Here is a 23041-nt window from a genome sequence, read left to right as displayed (position 1 = left end):
ACACCTGTCCGCCGGGTGTCAGCCGCCGAAGCAGGGCGTACCGAAAGCGGGGTTGAGAGCCCCGATGACGCTGATGGTGTTGTTGCAGAGGTTGACGGGGATGTGGAGAGGGATCTGGATGGTGTTGCCGGACACGATGCCCGGTGAGTCGGAGGTCGTCCCCGCGGCGCCGCTGTCGGCGGTGGCCAGACCGGCACCGCCGAGGACGAGGCCGCAGGCGCCCGCAGTGACGAGGACGCTCTTGATCCGCTGAGCCATCGATCCGTCTCCCTACTGGTGGAGGAGAGGCGGCCCCTGGCGCCGGGCCCCTGGAGGCACCGGCGCCACGGCTGTGTGCCGCCCTGACAAGGCTGTCGTTCCCCGCCGGCTCCCGGTCCACGGACGACACGCCCGAGGAGCAGACTTTTAGGTGAGAGGGGCGACCGTGTTGACGGCCCGGGCGGACACGGTCGGGGACAACGGGCGCGGTGGCGGACGGAGTTCGTCCGGCCCGTCCCGCCGCCGCTGCCCCGGTGGGGCCGGACGCCGTCCCGGTGTCAGGCCGGTGCCGCGGGCAGCACATGGGTGCCGCTCCGGTCGGTGCTCAGGCACAGGGAGCAGACGACCTCGTCATGGCGGAGGCAGGCAGTGAGGTCGGGGCGCTCGAACTCCTGGCGGCACACATGGCAGGTGAACGTGACCGCACTGGGGTTGCCGTCCGCGTCCAGCAGCGGGGTGTCGACCCCGTCCGTGGTGCGCCGCAGGTAGAAGCGGCCCTTGGTCAAGACGGCCATCAGCGGGGTCAGCACGAAGGCGATCAGTCCGGCCGCGACGGGTGAGTACGGCTGGAGCGCGTCCCCCAGCGCATGGAAGTACAGGGCGATCGACAGGCCCGAAGCGGCGGTGAAGGACACCACGCCGACGGGGTTGATCGCATGGAGCATGCCGCGGCGGAACTCGGGGACCCGCGGGGAGAGTTTGAGCAGGTACTTGTTCACCATGATGTCGGTGGCGACGGTCACGATCCAGGCGATGGCGCAGTTGGAGTAGAAGCCGAGGACGGCGTTGAGGAAGCGGAACATGTCCGCCTCCATCAGCACCAGCGCACAGGCCAGGTTGGCGAGGACGAACACCATGCGGCCCGGATAGCGCCTGGTGACCCGGGTGAACGAGTTCGTCCAGGCCAGCGAGCCCGAATAGGCGTTGGTCACGTTGATCTTGATCTGGCTGATCACCACCAGGACCACGGCCAGCGGGATGACCAGCCAGGAGGGCATCATGGCCGCGAAGGCGCCGGTGAACTGGTGGATCGGCTCGGTGGCCGCGTCCGGGCCCGCGGCGGCGATCAGGTAGACGGCGAGGAAGACACCGATGGCCTGCTTGAGCGCGCCGAACACCACCCACCCGGGCCCCGCCAGCACCACCGCGGTCCACCAGGCGCGCCGGTTCCGCTCCGTCCTGGGCGGCATGAAGCGCAGATAGTCGACCTGTTCGCCGATCTGCGCGATCAGGGACAGACAGACGCCCGCACCCAGCAGCACCGAGGCGGCGTTGATGCCGCTGCCGCCGCGGGAGCCCGTATACGACAGGAACGTGTGCACCGTGCCGGGGTCGGTGAGGACGAGATACAGCAGTGGCCCGACCATCAGCAGCAACCACAGGGGCGTCGTCCAGACCTGAAGCTTGCTCAGTGCCTTCATGCCGTAGATGACCAGCGGGATCACCATGCAGGTCGAGACCGCATACCCCAGCCACAAGGGCAGGCCGAGACCCAGCTTCAGGCCCTGCGCCATGATCGAGCCTTCGAGGGCGAAGAAGATGAAGGTGAAGCTGGCGAAGATGACGCTGGTCAGGACCGACCCGTAATAGCCGAAGCCGGAGCCCCGGGTGATCAGGTCCAGATCGATGTTGTAGCGCGCCCCGTAGTAGGCGAGCGGGAAGCCGGTGACGAAGATGACCACGGCGGCGACCAGGATCGCGGTCAGCGCGTTCGCGGTGCCGTGGGTCAGGCCGATGCCGGCCCCGATCGAGAAGTCGGCCAGGTACGCGATGCCGCCGAGCGCGGTGGTCGCCACCACCATCGGTGTCCAGCGGCGGTAACTGCGCGGCGCGAACCGGAGGGTGTAGTCCTCCAGGGTTTCGTTGACGGCTCTGTCGGCGGGTGCCGCGGCCTGCGGGGGCCGCCGGCTGCGGTCGGGGGCTGTCACCGAATCCGGTCCAAAGTTCATGGCCGGGACAGTAGGCAGGGCGTGTTTCCCGTGCGGTCATCGCAGATGAAGCGGGTGTTTCCGCCGGGGCGCGGAGCGAAACACCCCCGGGAGGCGTCAGCGGCGCGGCGGCTCCGTCTTTCCCGCCGCCGAGTGGGTAACGATAGGGATCCAGCGGCACATGCGACGGGGTGCACCGGCCGGCACCCCCGATGGACCCCCCGTACCCCACCCGCAGGAGTCAGGATGACAGCGGACCGACACGGACACCCGATGAGCCACACCGGCCCCGAGGCGGTGGCCCCTTACGAACAGGCCCTGGACGACCTGCTGTTCTTCCGGCCCCGGGTCGCGGAGTCGGCACGGTCGGTGCTGGACGCCGCGCCGCGGTCGGTGATGGGGCAGGTGCTGGCCGCGTATCTGGGCGTGTTGGGGACCGAGGAGAAGGACGCGGCGGTGGCCCGGGAGGGCTTGGGCCGCTTCCGTTCCGGTCTGGACACCGAGGACCTCACTCCCCGGGAGCGGATGCACCTCGCCGCCGCGACGGCATGGCTGGACGGCGACCTGCACGGTGCCGGCAACATCCTCGGTGAGATCGGCATCGCCTTCCCGCGCGATGCGCTGGCGCTCTTCGCCGGACACCAGCACGACTTCCTCACCGGGGACGCCCAGCGCCTGCGCGACCGCATCGGCGGCGCACTGGACGCCTGGCCGCACGACGATCCGCACCAGGGCCCGCTGCTGGGCATGTACGCGTTCGGCCTGGAGGAGTCCGGCCACTACGCACACGCCGAGGAGGTCGGTCTGGCGGCCCTCGACCGGCATCCCGGCGACGTATGGGGCATCCACGGCGTGGTGCACACCTACGAGATGCGGGGACGCTTCACGGACGGCATCCGTTTTCTCGACGCCCGCAAGGAGGACTGGGCGAGCGGCAGCCTGCTCACCGTCCACAACTGGTGGCACTACGCCCTCTACGCCCTGGAGTCCGGCGACACCGACCGGGTGCTGGAGATCTACGACGCAGCCCTCCACCACGAGGGTTCGGCAGGGGTGGCGATGGAACTCCTCGACGCCGCGGCCCTGTTGTGGCGCCTGTATCTGGCCGAGGGGGAACAGAGCGCACGGTGGGCCCGCCTCGCGGACGCCTGGGAGCGCCGCGACGACGGTCCCCATTACGCCTTCAACGACGCCCACGCGGTCATGGCCTATGTGGGGGCGGGCCGGGTCTCCCGCGCCGAGCGCCTGGTCCAGGAGCGGGAGGACTGGCTCGTGGGGGAGCCGACCGTCGACAACCGGGCCATGACGGCCGTGATCGGTCTGCCCGTGTGCCGTGCCCTGATCGCCTACGGGCGGCGGGAGCCCGCCCGGGCCGTCGATCTGCTGCTGCCCGTCCGCCACCGGCTGCACGAGTTCGGCGGCAGCCACGCCCAGCGCGACGCCATCCAGCGCACCCTCGTCGAGGCCGCCCTGCGCGCGGGCCGCACCGAGCTGGCCCGGACCCTGCTCAGCGAACGGAGCCGGCTGCGCCCGCTGTGCCCGTACAACTGGTCCGCCAAGGCGCGGCTGGAGGAGCGGTTCGGCGACCCGGCGCGGGCCGCGGCCGCCCGGGAGCGCGCCGCGGCGCAGGCGTCCGGCCGCGCCTGAGCGACACCCGGGGCGGGGGGGGGACGTACGTTCGCCCGCGCCGGGGCCCGCCTCCGGGCGGCAGCCGCGGGTCAGGGCCGGCCCGCCGGGAGGACCGCGCCACCGGTCTCCGGAGCGGCGGCCGGCGCCTTTGCCTGCTCGTCCGCCGGTGCGGTGAACTCCGGGTCGGGAACCAGGAACCGGATGGCGACCGCGGTGGCCAGGTGGAGGAGGGCGAAGATCCACACGATGCCCGCGACCCCGATCGGTCCGAGGGCGAGGGCGACGATGGCCGGTCCGGCGAAGGTGCTGGCCCCGGCGCCCAGGTTCAGGGCCGACATGGCCTGGCCCTTGTGGCGCGGTGCCAGCGCCGGCACCAGCGCGGAGATCGGTACGTAGCCGGCGAGGGCGATGCCGTACAGGGCGGCGGCCACCGCGGCGGGGAGGAAGTGCGGACCGGCCGCGACGGGGACGTAGTACAGCCCGAGGCAGGTCACCGCGCAGGCCACGGCGCCGAACCAGGTCATGGTGCGCTGCCAGCCGAGCCGGTCGCCGACGGCGCCGAAGAAGAGGTTGGCGAAGATGTTCGCGGCGAACATCACGCTGAGCAGCCGCAGCCAGCCCGAGGTGCTGAAGCCGACCGTCTCGGTGAAGAAGAACGGCATGCAGACCAGGAAGCCGAACTGGGAGCCGGTGCTGAAGACGCGCACCGCGGCGCCGACGGCGACCCGCGGCCGCCGCCGCATGATCGACACGCTGCCCGCCAGGGTCGCCAGCGGACGCTCGCCGTGCGGGGCGAGCGGGGACCGCCCGGTGGGTTCGCGCACCAGCAGCAGGGCCAGCAGCCCACCGATCGTCACCAGCCCGAGCGCGCACCACAGGGTGCGGTACGAGCCGACCGCGGGGATCGTGGCGCTGGCCACCAGCGAGCCCAGGGTCGGCAGCCCGCCGGTGAAGGCGAACCAGTACCAGCCGACCGCGGTTCCCATCCGCCGCGGCTCGGTCGCCGCGGTGACCCACACCAGGAAGCCGTAGGCGAACAAGGGGTAGCCGAAGCCGCGCAGCCCGTAGACGAGCAGCAGCAACGGATAGTTCATGGCCGGCAGCGCCACGGTCAGCAGGAGCACCTGGAAGACGAGCCAGATGGCGAAGCCGGCCATCATCACCCGCCGCGGCCCCCACAGGTCCGACAGCGCGCCCGAGAGCCATGCGCCGATGGCGACGGTGATGCCGTAGACGGCGATGACCACCGCCGCGTCGGCCTTGCCCATGCCCTGGTCGGCCAGGTACTTCGAGAAGAAGCCGGTCTCCACGCCGTCGCCGGTCATGAACAGCAGCACTCCCACGAAACCCCAGGTCAGGGCCGACGGTATGCCCAGGCGTGCGGGCAGCGAGCTGAGGCGGCCCGGCTCCGGCGCGCCGGCGGCCGGGGTGGGTGCGGACGGGGTGCGGGCGGAGCTGCTCATGGGCCCTCCAGGGGGGAGTCGGGCGCGGGAGAGGGGGCGGGCGTTGGTGGGGGACGGAGCGAGACCCCGCTCGGTATACGGGAAGCCCGCGCAAGTCTTCTCGCATTTTGTGCGAAGTCAAGGGTTCACTGATAGAAAAAGAAGAGGTAGCGTGCGGAAACCGGGAGTGAACGCAGCCGGCCCGCCGGCCCCGGCACCGGACCCGCGACACCCCCTCCCCTCTCCACACCCCTAGGGAGCCGTGAGCCCGCCATGACCGTCACCTCCGCGATTCCCACCGCCATGCGCGCCGCCGTCCTGCACGGACCCGAGCAGCTGCGCCTTGAGGAACGCCCCGTCCCGGCCCCCGGCCCCGGGGAGGTACTGGTACGCGTCGAGGCGGTCGGCACCTGCGGCTCGGACGTGCACTACTACCGGCACGGCCGCATCGGCGACTTCGTCGTCCGCGCACCGCTCGTCCTCGGACACGAGGCGGCCGGCACGGTGGTCGCCGCCGGCCCCGGAGTCGGGGCGGAACGGATCGGCCGACGCGTCTCCATCGAGCCCGGGACCCCCTGCGGCAGCTGCGCCGAGTGCCGCGCCGGCCGCTACAACCTGTGCCCCGACATGCGCTTCCTCGCCACCCCGCCGATCGACGGCGCCTTCTGCGAATACCTCGCCGTGCACCAGGACTTCGCCCACGAGGTCCCCGACTCCCTCAGCATCGAGGAGGCCGCCCTGCTGGAACCGCTGTCCGTGGCGGTCTGGGCCTGCCGCAAGGCCCGCGTGGCCCCCGGCGACCGGGTACTGATCACCGGCGCGGGGCCGATCGGCCTGGTCGCCGCCCAGACGGCACAGGCCTTCGGCGCACGGGAGGTGCTGGTCACCGATGTCCTCCCGCACCGGCTCGCCCTCGCCCGGGCCACCGGCGCCACCGCCCTCGACGTCTCCCACACCCCGCTGCACCAGGCGGAGTTCACCCCCACCGTCCTGCTGGAGTGCTCCGGCGTCCCCGCCGTCAGCGGCGAGGCGATCCGCACCGTCGGCCGGGCCGGCCGGGTGGTGCTCATCGGCATGGGCGGTGACGAGGTCCCCCTGCCGGTCAGCCGGGTGCAGCACCACGAACTGGAGGTGACCGGCACCTTCCGCTACGCCCACACCTGGCCCACCGCGATCGCCCTGGTGCAGTCGGGCGCGGTCCGGCTCGACTCCCTGGTCTCCCACGGCTACGGTCTTGCCGAGGCCGAGAGCGCACTGACCGTCGCCACCCGCGACACCGGTGCCGTCAAGGCCGTGATTCACCCCCAGCGGTAGGCGCGCTGCCGCTGTCCGACCGGGAAGGGGCGGCCCGATGGCTTCCACACGGTCGTCGCTGGCCGAGGTCGACCGGCGACGGCAGGACGTACTGGCCCATGTCGTCGAGCACGGAGACGTGCGCATCGACGAACTCGCCAGACGCTTCGGGGTCAGCCTCGCGACCATGCACCGCGATCTGGACCAGCTCGCCGAACGCCGGCTGCTGCGCAAGGAACGCGGGCGGGCCGCACCCTTCCCGACCCTCACCATGGAGACCGCCACCCGCTTCCGGCTCGGGGTGAACCTCCCGGTGAAGGAGGCGCTGTGCGCCGCCGTCGCCGACGAGGTGCGGCCCGGCAGCACCCTGGTGCTGGACGACTCGACCACGGTCTTCCCGCTCGCGGCCCGCATCGCCCGGACCGAGGCGGTCACCGTGATCACCAACTCCCTCGGCGTGGCGCGCCTGTTCGACGACACGCCCGGCGCCGATGTCACGCTGCTCGGCGGCCGCTACCGCGGGGAGTTCGGCTCCTGCGTCGGCCCCGAGGTGTTGCGCGCCCTCGGCCGCATCCATGCCGATCTCACCGTGATGTCGGCGGTGTCGGTGCTCGGCGGCCGGCTCTTCCACCCGATCCGCGACTACGCCGAGATCAAGGAAGCCATGCTGGACTGCGCGCAGCGGTCACTGCTGCTGGTGGACCACACCAAGTTCGGCAAGGCCGCCACGCACGCCTACGGCGACATCGGCCACTACGACCGTATCGTCACGGACCGCGGGACACCGGCCGGGGAGCTGGCCGAACTGCGGCGTAGAGGCGCCTCCGTGGACGTGGTCGACGTCTGACCGCCCGCCCGGCCCACACGTTCCGGGCGCCCCGCCCACACCCGCCGTTTCACGACACCTCGGCCCTTCTTCGGCCACATGCCGGCCGGCGTACAACCCCGCCACCGCCGCGCCCGTCCTACCGCACGACGTTGTGCTCGGATCTTCTCTGGAGGTAGGACATGCGACGGTGGAGGACAGTGGCGGCCGCACTCGTGCTGGCGGGCGCCGGGGTGGCGGGCACGGCCGGTGCGGCCGAAGCCGCGACCGGTCCGGTGGGCAACGCCGCGCCGCCCGCGGCCTGTTCGGCCGTCTGGGGCAGCGGCGACAAGTCCGTCACGGACGCGGACGCCGCGCCGCTCACCGGCATCAGGACCGGCCGGCACGCGTGCTACGACCGCATGGTGTTCGACACCGGTGCCGCCGCCGGAAAGCTCGGCTACCACGTCGGCTATGTCGACGCGTTCCACCAGGACGGCTCGGGCGCGCGGATACCGGTCAAGGGTGGCGCCATTTTGCAGATCTATGTGTCCGCGCCCAGTTATGACCCGGCGACCGGTCGGCAGACCTATGCCGGGTCCGCCGGCAAGTCGCTGCCGGGGGTGGACCTCAGCGGATACAAAACGTTCACGGACACCAAGTTCGGAGCGAGCTTCGAAGGGCAGACCCAGATCGGCCTGGGCGTCCGCGCCAAGCTTCCCTTCCGGGTGCTCCAGTCCGGCCACCAGCTGATCGTGGACGTCGCCCACACCTGGTGACCTGCCCGGTCCCCGTGGCGCACCGCTCGGACGCGCAAAGAGAAATGCCCCGGACTGCATTGACAGCCGGGGTATTTCTCTGCGTATATTGAGGGCTTCTGTGTCTGTTCTGAATTCAAGACATGAGCCCAACTTCATTCCGAACCATATCCGAGCGGAGCTGAATTGTCAAACGAGGAATTGCGGCACGAGCAGGAATTCATCGACCTGCTCCATGCACGCCTCGCGGAAATGCGGACCGGGGCGGCGGCGACGGTCACCGAAACCCTGCCGCGGGAAGGGAACAACGCCCAGGCACGCCTGGAGCGCGATGTCCTGGTGGCCGAACAGTCCGGACTGCTGGCCGCGTTCGACGCCGGTGAGCACGGCCTCTGCTTCGGCCGGCTGCTCTTCCGCGACGGGCGGGACCACCACATCGGCCGCATCGGCATCCGGCGCGACGACGCGGAGCGCACTCCGCTGGTCATCGACTGGCGCGCCGACGTCGCCCGGCCGTTCTACCTCGCCACCGGGCACACCCCCATGGGCCTGCGCCGCCGGCGCCACCTCACCACCGAGGGCCGGACCGTCACCGCCCTGCACGACGAGATCCTGGACCTCGCCGACGCCGTCCGCACCGGGCACGAGGGCAGCGACGCGGACGCCGTGCTGCTGGCCGCCCTCGACGCGGCGCGCACCGGGCGGATGCACGACATCGTGCAGACCATCCAGGCGGAGCAGGACGCCATCATCCGCGCCCCGCACGACGGCATCCTCGTCGTGGAGGGCGGGCCCGGCACCGGCAAGACCGTCGTCGCCCTGCACCGCGCGGCCTACCTCCTCTACGCGCACCGCGAGCAACTCGCCCGCCGCGCCGTGCTCATCGTCGGGCCGAACCCGGCCTTCCTCAGCTACATCGGCGAGGTGCTGCCCGCACTGGGCGAGACGGGCGTGCTGCTCGCCACGCCCGCCGAACTCTTCCCGGGCGTGACCGCGACCGGCACCGACACCGCCGAGGCCGCGGAGATCAAGGGCCGCGCGGCGATGGCGGACGCCCTCGCGCACTTCGTACGGGACCGCCAGACCCTGCCCGACCCCGCGCTCGTCATCGACCACGACGACGGCGAACTCCACCTGGACGCGGACCTCGCGCGCGCCGCACGCCGGCACGCCCGCGCCTCGGGCCTGCCGCACAACCTCGCCCGCCCGCACTTCGCCTTCCACGTCATCGACGCGCTCACCGCGCAGCTCACCGAACGCCTCGGCGCGGACCCCTACGGCGGGCCGAACCTCCTGGGCCCCGACGACATCGCCCAGCTCGGCAAGGCCATCGCCCTCAGCTCCGACGTGCACGGCGCCATCGAGGAGCTGTGGCCCACCCTCACCCCGCAGCAGCTGGTCGCCGACTTCCTCGCCGAGCCCGTCCACCTCTCCGACGCCGACGCCGAGGCGATCCGGCGCACCTCGGGCGGCTGGACCCCCGCGGACGTCCCCCTGCTGGACGAGGCCGCCGAACTCCTCGGCGAGGACGACGCGGCCGCCCGCGCCGCCGCCGAGGCACGGCGTCAGGAGCAGATCGCCTACGCCCAGGGCGTGCTCGACCTCTCCTACGGCTCGCGCACCCAGGAGTTCGAGGACCGCGACGACGAGGACTCGGAGGTGCTGGCCGCGCACGACCTGGTGGACGCCGAGCGGCTCGCCGACCGGCAGGAGGAGGCCGACCACCGCACCGCCGCCGAACGCGCCGCGGCGGACCGCACCTGGGCCTTCGGACACCTCATCGTCGACGAGGCGCAGGAACTGTCCGAGATGGCCTGGCGGCTGCTGATGCGCCGCTGCCCGATGCGCTCGATGACCCTGGTCGGAGACCCGGCGCAGACTGCCGAACCGGGGGGCTGCGGCGGCTGGGAGTCGATCCTCGCGCCCTACGCCGGCGACCGCTGGCACCATGTCCGGCTCGGCGTCAACTACCGTACGCCGACCGAGATCATGGAGCTCGCGGCGCGGGTGCCCCGGGCCGCCGACCCCTCCTTCACGCCGCCGCGCTCGATCCGGTCCACCGGCGTCCGTCCCTGGGCGCGGCGCACCGACGACCTGGCCGGGGCGGTGGCCGAGACCGTCGCACGGGAGGCGTCCGGGGCGGGGCGGCTCGCGGTGATCGCCCCGCCCGCCCGCCGCGAAGCCCTGGCCGCGGCCCTCCCGGACGCCTCCGCCGGGGCCTCCCCGGACCTGACCCGCCCGGTGGTGGTGCTCGACCCGCGACAGGCCAAGGGGCTGGAGTTCGACACCGTGCTCGTGGTGGAACCGGCGGAGTTCGGCGCCAGCGACCTGTACGTCGCGCTCACCCGGGCGACCCAGCGGCTGGGCGTGCTCCACACGGAGCCGTTGCCCGCGGCGCTGGCCGAGCTGTCGGCACCGGAGGCCGCGGCGTCCGGCCGGTGAGCGCGGGCCGAGGGGCGCCGCACGACACCCTGCGGCGCCCCTCAACGACTCCTCAACTCCCGTTCGTCATGCGGGCGTTGCGCCGGTGGGCCGCGTCGGAGACCCGGTACACCACACACGGCCGCCGCGGGCCGTCGCCGACCTCGGGATCGTCGAAGTCCTCGGCCGGATCGCGGGTCATCCCCAGCCGGCCCATCACCGCCCGGGAGCGGAGGTTGGCGGCGGTGGTCACGGCCAGGATCTGCGGCAGCCGGAGGGTGTCGAAGCCGAAGTCCAGCACGGCGCGGCCGGCCTCGGTGGCGTAGCCGTGCCCCCAGGCCGCACGGGTCAGCCGCCAGCCGGCCTCCACCCCCGTGAACGGCATGCCGTCGTCCACCGGATCGAGCCCGGTGAAGCCGATGAACTCCCCGGTCGCGCGCACCTCGACGGCCCACCACCCCCAGCCGCGCCGTGCGAGATCGGTCTGGAAGCGGGCGGCGGAGGCTTCGCTCCGCTCGCGGCTGAGCACCTCGGGGAAGTGGGCCCGGACCTCGGGATCGGCGTTCATCGCCGCCCAGGGCCCGAGGTCGCTCGCCCGCCACTCCCGCAGTGTCAGCCGTTCGGTACGCAGTTCGGACATCGCGCCAACGTAACCGGCTCCCGGCCGCGGGGCGAGCGAGTTACGGCTCCGGCCGGGTGCTTCCCCGACGCCGTCCGAGCGTGGCGTCGGGGCTGCCCCGTACGGAACGGCGGCCGGGCCCGCTACTTGACCGAACCGGCCATGATGCCCTGGACGAAGTGCCGCTGGAAGGCGAAGAACACGATCAGCGGCACGATCAGGGACAGGAAGGCACCGGGCGCCAGCACCCCGATGTTGCTGCCGAACTGCCGCATCTGCGACTGGAGGGCCACCGTCAGCGGCTGTGAGGCGTTGTCGGCGAAGAGCAGGGCGACCAGCATGTCGTTCCACACCCACAGGAACTGGAAGATGGCCAGGCTGGCGATCGCGGGGCGGCCCAGCGGCAGGACCAACTGCGAGAAGATGCGCCACTCCCCGCCGCCGTCCATCCGGGCGGCCTCCAGCATCTCCTTGGGGATCTCCGCGAAGTAGTTGCGCAGCAGGAAGATGGCGAACGGCAGTCCGTAGGCGGTGTGGAACAGCACGACGCCGGGGATGGAGCCGAACAGTCCGAGCGCGCCGAACAGCTTGGCCACCGGCAGCAGACCGATCTGCACCGGCACCACCAGCATCGCGACCACGACCAGGAAGATCCAGTCCCGGCCGGGGAAGTCCATCCAGGCGAAGGCGTACCCGGCCAGTGCGGCGATCACCACGACGGCCAGGGTGGTGGGCACCGAGATCAGCACGGTGTTCCAGAACGCCTGGACGATGCCCGAGTCCTTCAGCAGCGCCGTGTAGTTGTCCAGCGAGAGCTGCCCGGGCGAGGTGAACGCGGTCCACCAGCCGCTGCCGGCGTTGGCCTCCTCCGTCCGGAGGGACGACAGGAAGAGCCCGGCGGCGGGCGTGAGCCAGATCAGACCGATGACCAGCAGGAACAGCTGGATCACACCGCGGCTGAGCCACCTCGCGGGCCGGGCGGCCGCCCGCTTGCGGGGCGCGGCGGTTCCCTGAGCGGTGGTCATGACTGGCTCCTGCGGAAGCGTCGGATGTTGAGGGCCATGGCCGGCAGCACCAGCAGGAGCAGCAGGACGCCGAGGGCGCTGCCGAGTCCCTGGTTGTTGCCGCCGCCGAAGGAGACCAGCCACATCTGCAGGGCCAGGACGTTGGCGTCCTGCTGTACGGGGCCGGGGGCGATGATGTAGACGAGGTCGAAGACCTTCATCACGTTGATCACCATCGTCACGAACACCACCCCCAGGACGGGTCCCAGCAGCGGCACCGTGATCCGGCGGAAGACCTGCCACTCGCCCGCGCCGTCCATCCGGGCGGCTTCGACCACGTCCCGCGGCATCGAGGAGAGCCCCGCACCGATCAGGACGAGGGCGAAGCCGGTCCAGATCCACATGTAGGCGCCGATGATGGCGGGGGTGATGAGCGCCGGGCCGAGCCAGGAGACGCCCCCGTAGGGTGCGGCGAAGTCCTTGGCGGGGAGCTGGACCGCGTAGGCCCCCGGGGCCAGGTGCGGCAGCCGGTAGGAGCCGTCCGGGCCGGTGGTGGCCGTGGCCGCCACCTTGCCGTGGGCGTCGAGGGCCTCGACGGAGAGCTTCGGCAGCCCGCGCTCACCGCGGTCCACCGTGCCGGGCGTGCCGTGCCCGCCGGGGGTGAAGTCGAAGTAGACCACCCCGCGCAACTCGCCCTTGGCAGCAGGGGACTTGGCGGCCGGTGCGGCGGGGCGTGCCTGTCGCGGCATGTCCTTGGGAGCGATGCCGACCAGGCCGAGGTCGACGGTGTGCCCCGGGCTCGTGCGGTGCGCCGTGCGGTAGGAGCCGTCGTGCCCCTTGGTGAGCTGCTTGTCGCCGAGGCGTGGCTTGGCGGTCGGGAGGGAGGCGGACTCCCCCTGGAACCGGTCGTGGACGCCGACGGTGACCGCGTTGAGCACGCCGCGCTGCGGATCCTGCTCGTAGGTGAGCCGGAAGATGATGCCCGCGGCGAGGAAGGAGATCGCCATCGGCATGAACATCAGCAGCTTGAACGCCGTCTTCCAGCGGATCTTCTCGGTCAGCACGGCGAGCACCAGGCCGAGTCCGGTCAGCAGCGCGGGGGCGAAGACGACCCAGATCGCACTGTTGCGGATGGCTCGCAGCGTGGCCGGGTCCTGGAACATCGCGGTGTAGTTGCCGGCCCCGACGAAGGTGTCACCGGAGGCGTCGTACATGCTGCGGACGACCGAGAACACGATGGGGTACGCGACGAGGGCGCCCAGCAGCACGAGCGCCGGGAGCAGGAAGAGCGCGGCGATCCGCCGGCGGCGCCGGACGGCCTGCCGCGCGGCGGCACGGGGGCTGCCGGGTGTGCCGCGCGGGGGGAGGGACGCGGTGCCGCGCGCCGGGGCGGGCGGCACCGCGGGAGAGGTGACAGGCATCGATCGGGCCCTCGGTCCTTACTTTCCGTATGCCTTGGCCGCGGCGGCCTCAAGCTTGCGGGCGGTGGCCGCGGGGTCGGCGGGGTCGCGCAGGAAGTCCTGCAGCAGCTTCCACTCGCCGGCTCCCTGGGTGCCGCCGAAGGCCGCGGGTGCCTGGTCGGACATGTCGAAGCGCACGGAGTTCCCGGCGTCGGTCAGGGACCGGGCGGCCTTGCGGGTGACCTCGTCGTGGTACGCGCTCGCCGGGACCTTCTTGTTGGGCGAGATGTAGCCGCCGGCCTTGGCCCAGACACCGGCCGCCTCGGGGCCGGCCAGGTACTTCACCAGTTCCATGGCGGCCTTCTTGTTCTTGCCGGCCTTGAGCACCACGGCGGCGTCACCGCCGCTGACCACCGGCGCCTTGCCCCCGTCGACCGCGGGGAAGGGGTAGAACTTGGCGTCCTTGCCGACCTGCTTGTGGAGCTCGTCGGTGACCAGGGCGCTGACGAAGTCACCCTCGTAGACCGAGGCGGCCTTCGGGTCCGGGCCGAAGACCTGCTGGACGGACTCGGGGAAGTCGGTGCGCAGTGCACCCGAACCGCCGCCGGCCACCAGGTTCTTGTCACCGAACAGCTTGCCCAGCGCGGTCAGCGCCTTGACCACGCTGGGGTCCGTCCACGGGATCTTGTGGGCGGCGAGCTTGTCGTACTTGTCCTGGCCGGCCTGGGAGAGGTAGATGTTCTCGAACCAGTCGGTGAGCGGCCAGCCGGCCTCGCCCGCGACGGCGAAGGCGGGCACCCCCGAGTCGGAGAGCGTACGGCCCGACTTCAGCATCTCGTCGTAGGTCTTCGCGGGCTTGACCCCGGCCTGCGCGTAGGCCTCCGGGCTGTACCAGACCGTCGACTTGTGCGAAGCCTTGAAGTACAGGCCGTAGTAGGTCTTGCCGACCGTGCCGTAGTCCTTCCACACCTGCGCGTAGTTCTTCTTGGCTGCGGCGGCGACCGCCGGGGACAGGGGGGTCAGCCAGCCCTTCTTGGCGAACTGCTGGAGCACGCCGACCTGCGGGACCATCACCACGTCCGGGGCGTTGCCGCCCTCGACCTGGCTGCCGATGACCGTGGAGACGTTGTCGCCGGTGGAGGAGAAGCTGACCTTCGCGCCGGTCTTCCGGGAGAACGCGTCCAGGACCTTCTTGAAGTTCTGCTGCTCCACGCCGGTCCAGACACCGGCCACGGTCACGTTCTGGCCGCTGAGTTCCTGCTTGCCGCCCCCGGCGGACGCTCCGCCGCCGCACGCGGTCGCGGAGAGGGCCAGGCCGAGCACGGCCGCGCCGGAGAGGGCGGCACGGGTGTGTCGTACTGCGGGTCGTCTCATGGTGGGTGTTCCCTTCGGGAGGACTGCGGAGGACGGGGGCGGTGCGGCGTGGGGCTAGGGGGCTTCGGGGGCGTGCATCCACCAGGCGGTGGTGGACCCGGGGAGCGTGCCCGCGGGGCAGTCGCCGCTCGCGAGCAGGGGGAGTCCCGGTGCGGGGGCGGCGACCGGTTCGGTGCCGAAGTTGACGGCGCAGACCAGGCCGTCGCCGCGGACGAACGCCAGCACCTGCGGCGGGGAGTCCAGCCAGCGCAGGGTGCCCTCGCCGAGCTGGGGGAGGCTGCGGCGCAGTTGCAGCCCCTCGCGGTAGAGGTGCCAGAACGAGCGGGTGTCGGCCAGCGCCCGGTCGGTGGCGTGCTCGGCGAACCAGGCGGGCTGCGGCAGCCAGGGCCGGGCCGCGTCCGTACCGCTGGTGAAGCCGAACGGTGAGGCCAGGCCCGACCACGGCAGCGGCACCCGGCATCCGTCGCGGATGTGCTCCCGGCTGCCCGTGCGGTGGAAGATCGGGTCGGTGAGGGCCTCGTCCGGCAGGTCGACGACCTCCGGCAGGCCCAGCTCCTCGCCCTGGTAGACATACGCCGCGCCGGGCAGCGCCAGCATCAGCAGGGCGGCGGCCCTGGCACGCGCCGGACCCAGCCCGCTGCCCAGGTCCCCGGTGGTGTGGCCGGGGTCGGTCGCGTAGCGGGTGACGGTCCGGACCTGGTCGTGGTTGTTGAGCACCCAGGTGACCGTGGAGCCGGTCCCGGCGATGTCGGTGAGCGCCTCGCTGATCACCCGGCGGAAGGTGGCGACGTCCCAGCGCGCGGTCAGCAGGTGGAAGAAGAACGCCTGGTGGAGTTCGTCGGGCCGGACGTACGCGGCCTGTTCGGCCGGTGTCCGTACGGAGACCTCGCCGACCAGCAGCCGGTCGCGGCCGTCGCGGGCGGTGTACTCCTCGCACAGCGCGCGCCACTCGCGCCACACCCGGTGCACCTCGGGCTGGTTCCAGGCCAGCGGGTTGACCGAGTCGCGGGTGCGCTCGTCGGCCGCCGGGTCGGGGGAGTCGGGCAGCTCGGGGTGCTTGAACAGCCCGGCCGCCACATCGATCCGGAAGCCGTCGACGCCGCGGTCCAGCCAGAAGCGCAGCACGCCCTCGAAGTCGGCGGCCACGGCCGGGTCGCGCCAGTTCAGATCGGGCTGCTCGGGCGTGAACATGTGGAGGTACCACTGGCCCTCCCGCGCCCCGGCTTCCTCGACGCGGGACCAGGCGGGGCCGCCGAACATCGCCCGCCAGTTGTTGGGCGGCAGCTCCCCGTCCGCTCCGCGCCCGTCGGCGAAGTGGAACAGCGACCGCGCCGCGCTGCCGGGGCCGTCCTGCAGTGCGGCGCGGAACCACGGGTGCTCGCTGGAGCAGTGGTTGGGGACGATGTCCAGGAGGACCTTCAGACCCAGCCGGTGGGCGTCGGCCACCAGGTGGTCGAACTCGGCGAGGTCGCCGTAGACGGGGTCGACATCGCGGTAGTCGGCGACGTCATAGCCGTGGTCGTGCTGCGGCGAGGGGTAGAAGGGGCTGAGCCAGATGCCGTCCACCCCGAGCTTCTTGAGGTACGGCAGGCCGGTGCGCACGCCGGCCAGGTCGCCGATCCCGTCGCCGGTGGTGTCGAGGAAGCTGCGGACGTAGACCTGGTAGATCACCGCGTCGCGCCACCAGTGCCGGGCGGCGTCCCCGGACCCGGTCGCGGGGACGGCCGAGGGCGCGGCGGGAGCCGGACCGGGGAGCGAGGGGGAGGGCGCGGAGTCGGCCGAGGTGCCGTTCCCTGCCGTGGCTATGAGCATCTGCCGTGATCCCGTTCTTGCCTGGGCATGCCGTGCGGCTGCGATCGCTGTTATGCATGCATGTTAAGTAGGGATGACTTTTCGATGTCAACGAAATGGTCGAAACTCGCTGCGAGATGCCCCGATTTATGGGAGATTGGAACGGCAGGCTGTACCTAACAAGTAAGTACAGGCGAGGTGGCTGTGTCCGAAGGCGACGAGATGAGGTCAGCCGCGGTGGACGAGGGCGCCCAGCTCGCGCGTCAGCCGCGCGACGGTGGCCGGGGTGCTCCGGCGGTGCAGCATCGCGTCGTGCATGACGGCCTGCACCGCCAGGCTCACCTGGTCGTACTGCGGGCTCTTCAGCCGCGGTTTGGCGGCCAGCACCGCGCGCTGGAGCGTCGGCAGATACGGGAAGCGCCGCACCAGCGCCGGGTCCGTGTACAGACCGGCCCACACCGGCGGCAGCGCGCCCTTGGTGAGCACCCGGCGCTGGACGGGCTCGGACGTCAGATACGAGATCAGGTCGGCGGCCGTCTTCTGATGCCGGGAGTGCGCGTTGACCGCCAGATTGGAGCCGCCCAGCACGCTGGAGCCCGGCCCGTTCGGGCCCGGCAGCGGCACCGCGCCGAACTTCCCCGCCACCTTCGAGGACGGGGCGTTGCCCAGCGCGTACGCGTACGGCCAGTTCCGCAGGAACAACAGCCCGCCGTCCTGGAAGGCCTCGCGGGACTCCTCTTCCTTGAAGGACAGCGCCCGTCGCGGAATCCAGCCCTCGCGCACCCCGTCCAGCAGGAACGACAGACCCCGGCGGGCCGCGGGGGAGTCCACCGTCACCCGCGAGCCCTCACCCGCGAGCACCGTGCCGCCCGCCGACTGGACGGCCTCGGTGACATTGGCGGTCAGCCCCTCGTACGGCAGGAACTGCCCCGCATAGCCGTCCAGCCCGTACGCGGGCGCGACCGTCTTCGCCAGATGTGCCAACTCGGCCCAGGTGCGCGGCGGCCGCGCACCCGCACGGTCCAGCACGTCCTTGCGGTAGTAGAGCAGCCCCGCGTTGGTCACGTACGGGACCGCGTAGAGCCGGCCGCGGAAGGTGGCGGTGTCCACCACGGGAGGAAGGAAGTGCTTCACCGGGAACCGGGTGCCGTCCACCGGCTTGATCCAGCCCGCGGCCGCGAACTCCGACGTCCAGGCCACGTCGATGTTGAGCACGTCGAAGCGGTCACTGCGCGAGCGCAGCTCGGTGACCATCTGGGCGCGCACCTCGTCGGCCGCGTCCGGCAGTTCGACCAGGGTCACCTTCTCGTGCGGGTGCCGGTCGTTCCAGCCGCGGAGGACGCCCCGCAGATAACCGGTGAGGTCGCCGCCCGTCACCAGGGTGAGGGGGCCGCGCCCGTCCGAGCCGTCACCCGGCTCACCGGCCCGGGCCCCGGCACTGCCCGCGAACAACAGACAGCAGACCAGCAGGGCCCGTCCCGCGGCATGCTTCCACCGCATGGGCTCCTCCTCACACCGGGCGTCGACGGGACACGAGCCGACAGCCCGCCCCATGTATACCTGTTAGCCATGCGGGATACTAGATGCCGCAGGAAGATGCCAAAGCGACCCGGCTCACAGCCGGACGAGCCCAGATGACAGGCAAGTAGGGCGGGGAGGGAGAGGGAGAGCGTGCGGCTGCCACTCCTGGCTCTGCTGGTCGGCGGGCCCGCCCACGGCTATGAACTCAAGCAAGCCCTTGAGAACCTCCTGGGCGCGGCATACCCTCAGCCAAATGTCGGCCAGATCTACGTCACTCTCGGCAGGCTGGAGAAGGCGGGCCTGATCGAGGGAGAGGACGTCGAGCAGTCGGACCGCCCGAACAAGCGCATCTACCGGATCACCGCGGCGGGACACGAGACGGTCGACGCCTGGTTCGAGGAGTCCACCGCCGAACCACGGGTACGGGACGAGTTCTTCATGAAGCTCGCCCTGGCCCCCCACACCGGGACCGCCCACCGCATCGACCTGATCAACAAGCAGCGCCGCCACTACCTCAACACCATGCGTGACCTCTCGAAGCTCGCCGCCGGCGAGGACCGGGACAACCGGGTCGCGCAGCTGCTGATAGAGGGCGCGATGCTGCATCTCCAGGCGGATCTCGACTGGCTGGAGCGCTGTCAAGAGGAGTGGGAATGAACCGGGACGAGCCGTCCGGCCCGATAGTCCGGGCAGCCGGCCTGGTCAAGACCTACCGGCCGGAGGGCGCCGCGCCCGTCCACGCCGTCCGGGGCGTCGACCTGACCGTCGAACGCGGCGAATTCGTCGCCGTCACCGGCCCCTCGGGCGCCGGCAAATCCACCCTCCTCCACCTCCTCGGCGGCCTGGACCGCCCCGACAGCGGCTCCCTGTGGCTCGACGGACGGCAGGTCGACGGCTACCGCGAGGCCCGCTGGGCCGAACTGCGCCGCAACCACATCGGGATCGTCTTCCAGTTCTTCAACCTGGTCTCCAACCTCTCCGTCGCCGACAACGTCGAGCTCCCGGCCCTGCTGGCCGGCCGGTCGCCCCGGCAGGCCCGGGCCGCCCGCCGCGAGCTGCTCGACGAGCTGGGCCTGACCGGCAAGGAGAACAGCACGCCCGGCGAGCTGTCCGGCGGCGAACAGCAGCGCGTCGCCCTGGCCCGCGCCCTGGTCAACACCCCCAGCCTGCTGCTCGCCGACGAACCCGCCGGCAGCCTCGACAGCAAGGGCACCAGGGAGGTGCTGCGGCTGCTCGCCCGCTTCCACCAGCGCGGACAGACCATCCTGCTGGTCACCCATGACGCCCGGATGGCCAGCGCGGCGGACCGCGTGATCAGCTTCTTCGACGGCCGGGTGGCCGACGACGCGCACCTCGGCGGCGGCCGGCCACGCCCCGGGGCCGGGGTCGCCGACGTCCTCAAGCTCAGGGGCTGACCGGCGTGCGAGCGGCGGCCCGCTGGACCCAGGCGCATCTGCGCGCACACCGCCCCGCGGCGGGGCTCATCGTGCTGGCCACCGCCGGCATCACCATCTCGCTGCTGCTGGCCACCGCCCTGTTCGCCTACGCCACCGACCCCTGGCAGCGGGTCTTCACCCAGTCCTCCGGCGCCCACGTCTGGATCCACACCCGGGCCGACGCCCCGGCCGGATCGCTCGCCGGGCTGGACGAGGTCCGCGCCACCTCCGGCCCCTTCCGCACCGTCCGCACCACCGCCGGCCTTCAGCCCGGCGGCGCCAAGGCGACCCTGGAACTGCGCGGCACCGACCGCAGGCCCGCCACCGCGGCGCCCCGGATCGTGGCCGGCCGCTGGCTCGACCCGGCGGCCGACGCCGGCACCGCCAAGGCCATCGTCCTGGACAGCTCGGTGGCCCGCGCGATGTGGGCCAAGCCCGGGGACTCCCTCGTGCTGAGCGGATTCCCGGCACGTCTGCGCGTGGTGGGCGTCGCCGACACCGCCGAGGTCGGCTTCCGGGCGGGCGAGTCCCCGGGCGTGGGCTGGGTGCTCCCTGGGACCCTCGCCGCCTCGACGGCGGGCCAGGACCAGCGCGGGCGCACCATCGGCCTGCGGCTGGCCGACCCCGCGGACACCGATTACGTGGTCCAGCGGGCCGTCACCCGGCTCGGCGCCGAGCAGATCACCGATGTCTCCACCTGGCGGCAGGCCAGGGCCGAGGCCGAGGGCGACAACCAGCTGCTCGGCCGGCTGCTCGGCGGATTCGGACTGGGCGCGCTGCTCGCCGCCGCCCTGGCCGTGGGCGGCGCGATCAGCACCCGGATCCGCGGGCACCTCCGGGACATCTCGATCCTCAAGGCCATCGGGTTCACCCCCGGCCAGGTGGTCCGGATGTTCCTCGCCCTGCACCTCCTCTTCGCGCTGCTCGGCGTCGCCCTCGGAGCGCTGGTCACCCAGTTCCTCGGCGGTCTCGCGCCCGGCCGGATCGGGGAGGCGATGGCCGTGTGGCGGCAGCTGCCCGGGCACGCCTGGCTGACCCTGGTGATCTCCGGCGGAGTGGTGGTCTTCATCGGCTCGGCGACCTGCCTGGCCGCCTGGCGCGCCGGACGGGTGCCGCCGGTGCCCGTCGCCCGCGCCGCCGCGGCCACCGGCGCCCGCGGCCCCGGCCTCACCCGGCGGGCGCTCGGCCTGCGCGTCCCGCCGGCCCTGGTGCTCGGCTGGCGCGGCGCCTTCCACCATCCGCTGCGCTCCTCGGCGGCCGTGGCACGGCTGGCCGTCCCGCTGCTGCTCATCACCGTGGCACTGGGCGCCTGGACCACCCTGGACCGCTTCTCCTCGCACCCCGAGCACGTCGGCCTGCCCGCGGCCCTCACCGCCCGCACCGACGCCCTCGGCGACCGGGAGCTGCACCAACTCCTCGACGCACGACCGGAGTTGACCTCCTACCCCGGCTCCGAGGTCCAGGCCCTGGTACCGGGACAGACCGGGACGATCACCCTGCGGGGAGTGGGGACGGATGCCCGGCCCTACCCCTTCGCCGTCGTGGAGGGGCGCGCGGCCCACGGCCCCGACGAAGCGGTCGCCGGCCAGGGGCTGCTGGACCTGCTGGACGCCCGTGTCGGCGACTGGGTGCGGATGACCGTGGCCGGCCACCCGTATGTGCTGCACATCGTCGGCCGCACCATCGAGACCGCGGACGGCGGCCGGGTCGTCTCGACCTCCCTGGACACCCTGCGCGACGGCGCGAGCGGCACCGGCACACCCGGGGCACCGGCGTCCCGCCCGGACTTCTACCACCTGGTCCTGCACCACGGAGCCGACCCCGCCACCGTGCAAAGCGCCCTGACCAAGGCCTCCGCCGGCCGGCTGGAGGTGCGGCAGACCCCCAACCCCGCCGACCAGCTGTCGGTGGTCCGCGCCGTCGCCGTCGGTCTGATCGCCGTACTGACCCTGATCGGCCTGGCGGAACTGGCGACCACGGTCGGTGCCGGCGTCCGCGACCGCAGCCGCGATCTGCTCGCCCTGCGGGCGGTCGGGCTGACGCCCCGCCAGATCACCGCCGTGATCGTCTCGGCCACGGCTTTCGTCACCCTGGCCGCCGCGCTGGCCGGTACGGGACTGGGCGTCCTCGCCTCCCAGTGGCTCATCAACCTCCAGGGGAGCGCCAGCGGCTGGGGGACCGGCATCGCCCAGCGCCCGGCGGTCGCCGTACTGCTGCTGGTCGTCGCCGTCGCCGTGCTCATCGCCGCGACGGCCTCGGCCCTGCCAGCCGCCCGCGCAGCCCGCCGCCGCCTCGCGGACTCGGCCACGGATCTGCTCTAGGGCCCGGTCCGGGCCGGTCCGCGCCGCGCGCACGGCGAAGGCCCCCGGCCGGATCGGTCGGGGGCCTGTGTGCACCGTGGGGCGCGAGACGTGCGGGTGCACCGTGCGGGTGCGGCGGGCGGCCGCTCGGCGGGAACCGGGCCGGCCGGGGCAGTGCCGGCCGGATCCCGTGCCCCCTATCGGGCCGTGCCGAAGTCCTGCGTCCAGTAGTCGCCGGGCTGCGCGTGGCCGACGCCGATCTCCTTGAAGGAGCAGTCGAGGATGTTGCGCTTGTGGCCGGGGCTGTTCATCCAGCCCTTCATCACGCTCGCGGGGGAGCTGTAGCCGTAGGCGACGTTCTCGCCGTAGGCGCCCCAGCTGTAGCCGGCGCGGGTGATCCGGTCGCCGGGGGACGAGCCGTCGGAGCCGGTGTGGGACATGTCCTTGTGGCCGGCCATGTCCTTGCTGTGGTCCTGAGCGGCCTTGGTCAGCTTGGCGTTCACGGTCAGCGGCGCGCATCCGGCCTTGCTGCGCTCGTCATTGACGAGCTTCACGACCTGGGCGGTGTCCCCGGAGGCGGGCGCGGCGGCCTTCGCGGTGCCGGGGGAGGCGGCGGCCGCCTTGGGGGCAGCCGCGGCCGGCTTTCCGGTCCAGTCGCTCTTTCCCGACCAGTGGTGGTGGCGATAGGACGCATTCTGTCCATGACCCTGGTGCCCGCCGCTCGCCTGCCCGGGCTCGTGGATACAGGCCATGGCCGCGGAGGGCACAGCCACGGCGCCGATGGCGAATGCGGCGACGGCTGCCTTCCGGTAGCGCCGCGTTCTGCGATGTTTCGTCATGCGTGACCTCACTCGGTAATTGCGGAGCGCCCTTCGTGACGCGGGCGAGCTCCCTGCAATCCCGCGTCTGAACTGCAAGGACGCCGTGCGGTTCGCATTCTTGGGAAGCCGTGAACACAAGGCAACAAAGGCTGGCTACTATCGTGCTTCGTAGTACCGCGCGGCCCTTGTCACAGGTTCGTGCGCATGCTGATTCAGCTACCGGCGCCACCGATATCCGCTG

At 72.2% G+C, this 23041-nt stretch carries 18 protein-coding genes; 8 read left to right on the top strand and 10 right to left on the bottom strand.

Features of this window, described 5'->3' with window-relative positions; genetic code table 11:
* Window positions 1–18: 18 nt before the first annotated feature.
* Window positions 19–258: a chaplin gene (locus ACQP17_RS00685; RefSeq protein WP_433854395.1), complete on the bottom strand. Its 240-nt coding sequence runs from the start codon at window positions 256–258 to the stop codon at window positions 19–21.
* 278 nt (window positions 259–536) lie between these two features.
* Entirely contained in the window at window positions 537–2207 is a 1671-nt protein-coding gene (locus ACQP17_RS00680; protein ID WP_433854394.1) for a purine-cytosine permease family protein, read from the bottom strand.
* A gap of 225 nt (window positions 2208–2432) precedes the next feature.
* Between ACQP17_RS00680 and ACQP17_RS00675 the strand changes: the two genes are divergently transcribed.
* Window positions 2433–3833, top strand: a complete 1401-nt coding sequence (locus ACQP17_RS00675; RefSeq protein ID WP_433854393.1) for a tetratricopeptide repeat protein — start codon at window positions 2433–2435, stop codon at window positions 3831–3833.
* Window positions 3834–3904: 71 nt separating this feature from the next.
* On the opposite strand, the gene ACQP17_RS00670 is transcribed toward ACQP17_RS00675, so the two are convergent.
* Entirely contained in the window at window positions 3905–5278 is a 1374-nt protein-coding gene (locus tag ACQP17_RS00670; protein ID WP_433854392.1) for an MFS transporter, read from the bottom strand.
* A gap of 252 nt (window positions 5279–5530) precedes the next feature.
* On the opposite strand from ACQP17_RS00670, the gene ACQP17_RS00665 reads away from it, so the two are divergent.
* From ACQP17_RS00665 to ACQP17_RS00650, 4 genes are all read left to right on the top strand, one after another.
* Complete coding sequence (locus ACQP17_RS00665; RefSeq protein WP_433854391.1) at window positions 5531–6571, top strand: NAD(P)-dependent alcohol dehydrogenase; 1041 nt, start codon at window positions 5531–5533, stop codon at window positions 6569–6571.
* Window positions 6572–6608: 37 nt separating this feature from the next.
* Window positions 6609–7397, top strand: coding sequence for a DeoR/GlpR family DNA-binding transcription regulator (locus ACQP17_RS00660; RefSeq protein ID WP_433854390.1), 789 nt, complete (start codon window positions 6609–6611; stop codon window positions 7395–7397).
* Between the two features lie 161 nt (window positions 7398–7558).
* The gene (locus ACQP17_RS00655) at window positions 7559–8134 is read left to right on the top strand and encodes an AMIN-like domain-containing (lipo)protein (protein WP_433854389.1); all 576 of its coding nucleotides are present in this window, start codon (window positions 7559–7561) and stop codon (window positions 8132–8134) included.
* 180 nt (window positions 8135–8314) lie between these two features.
* Window positions 8315–10555 (top strand): HelD family protein, encoded by a 2241-nt coding sequence (locus tag ACQP17_RS00650; protein ID WP_433859801.1) that lies wholly within the window; start codon window positions 8315–8317, stop codon window positions 10553–10555.
* 52 nt (window positions 10556–10607) lie between these two features.
* Here ACQP17_RS00650 and ACQP17_RS00645 read toward each other — a convergent pair whose 3' ends face one another.
* The 6 genes from ACQP17_RS00645 to ACQP17_RS00620 form a co-directional block, all read right to left on the bottom strand.
* A complete protein-coding gene (locus ACQP17_RS00645; RefSeq protein WP_433854388.1) occupies window positions 10608–11174 on the bottom strand; it encodes a GNAT family N-acetyltransferase in 567 nt (188 codons plus the stop codon).
* A gap of 122 nt (window positions 11175–11296) precedes the next feature.
* Window positions 11297–12178, bottom strand: a complete 882-nt coding sequence (locus tag ACQP17_RS00640) for a carbohydrate ABC transporter permease (protein ID WP_433854387.1) — start codon at window positions 12176–12178, stop codon at window positions 11297–11299.
* The gene (locus ACQP17_RS00635; RefSeq protein ID WP_433854386.1) at window positions 12175–13578 is read right to left on the bottom strand and encodes an ABC transporter permease subunit; all 1404 of its coding nucleotides are present in this window, start codon (window positions 13576–13578) and stop codon (window positions 12175–12177) included. Before ACQP17_RS00635 ends, ACQP17_RS00640 begins: the two co-directional genes overlap by 4 nt.
* 18 nt (window positions 13579–13596) lie before the next feature.
* Window positions 13597–14931, bottom strand: coding sequence for an ABC transporter substrate-binding protein (locus ACQP17_RS00630; protein ID WP_433854385.1), 1335 nt, complete (start codon window positions 14929–14931; stop codon window positions 13597–13599).
* 54 nt (window positions 14932–14985) lie between these two features.
* Window positions 14986–16743: a glycoside hydrolase family 13 protein gene (locus ACQP17_RS00625; RefSeq protein WP_433854384.1), complete on the bottom strand. Its 1758-nt coding sequence runs from the start codon at window positions 16741–16743 to the stop codon at window positions 14986–14988.
* 207 nt (window positions 16744–16950) lie between these two features.
* Window positions 16951–18222: an ABC transporter substrate-binding protein gene (locus ACQP17_RS00620; protein WP_433854383.1), complete on the bottom strand. Its 1272-nt coding sequence runs from the start codon at window positions 18220–18222 to the stop codon at window positions 16951–16953.
* A gap of 171 nt (window positions 18223–18393) precedes the next feature.
* Between ACQP17_RS00620 and ACQP17_RS00615 the strand changes: the two genes are divergently transcribed.
* Genes ACQP17_RS00615 through ACQP17_RS00605 form a run of 3 tightly spaced genes read left to right on the top strand, consistent with a single transcriptional unit; the run spans window position 18394 to window position 22000 of the window.
* The gene (locus tag ACQP17_RS00615; RefSeq protein ID WP_364878692.1) at window positions 18394–18900 is read left to right on the top strand and encodes a PadR family transcriptional regulator; all 507 of its coding nucleotides are present in this window, start codon (window positions 18394–18396) and stop codon (window positions 18898–18900) included.
* A complete protein-coding gene (locus ACQP17_RS00610; protein WP_433854382.1) occupies window positions 18897–19658 on the top strand; it encodes an ABC transporter ATP-binding protein in 762 nt (253 codons plus the stop codon). Before ACQP17_RS00615 ends, ACQP17_RS00610 begins: the two co-directional genes overlap by 4 nt.
* 5 nt (window positions 19659–19663) lie before the next feature.
* Complete coding sequence (locus tag ACQP17_RS00605; RefSeq protein WP_433854381.1) at window positions 19664–22000, top strand: FtsX-like permease family protein; 2337 nt, start codon at window positions 19664–19666, stop codon at window positions 21998–22000.
* A gap of 176 nt (window positions 22001–22176) precedes the next feature.
* Here ACQP17_RS00605 and ACQP17_RS00600 read toward each other — a convergent pair whose 3' ends face one another.
* Window positions 22177–22818, bottom strand: coding sequence for a CAP domain-containing protein (locus ACQP17_RS00600; RefSeq protein WP_433854380.1), 642 nt, complete (start codon window positions 22816–22818; stop codon window positions 22177–22179).
* Window positions 22819–23041: the final 223 nt, after the last annotated feature.

It is taken from the genome of Streptomyces kronopolitis (assembly GCF_050953795.1).
Lineage (GTDB): Bacteria > Actinomycetota > Actinomycetes > Streptomycetales > Streptomycetaceae > Streptomyces > Streptomyces kronopolitis_A.
The sequence above is the reverse complement of the archived record's forward strand: the minus strand, read 5'-3'. Positions and strand labels throughout refer to the sequence as shown.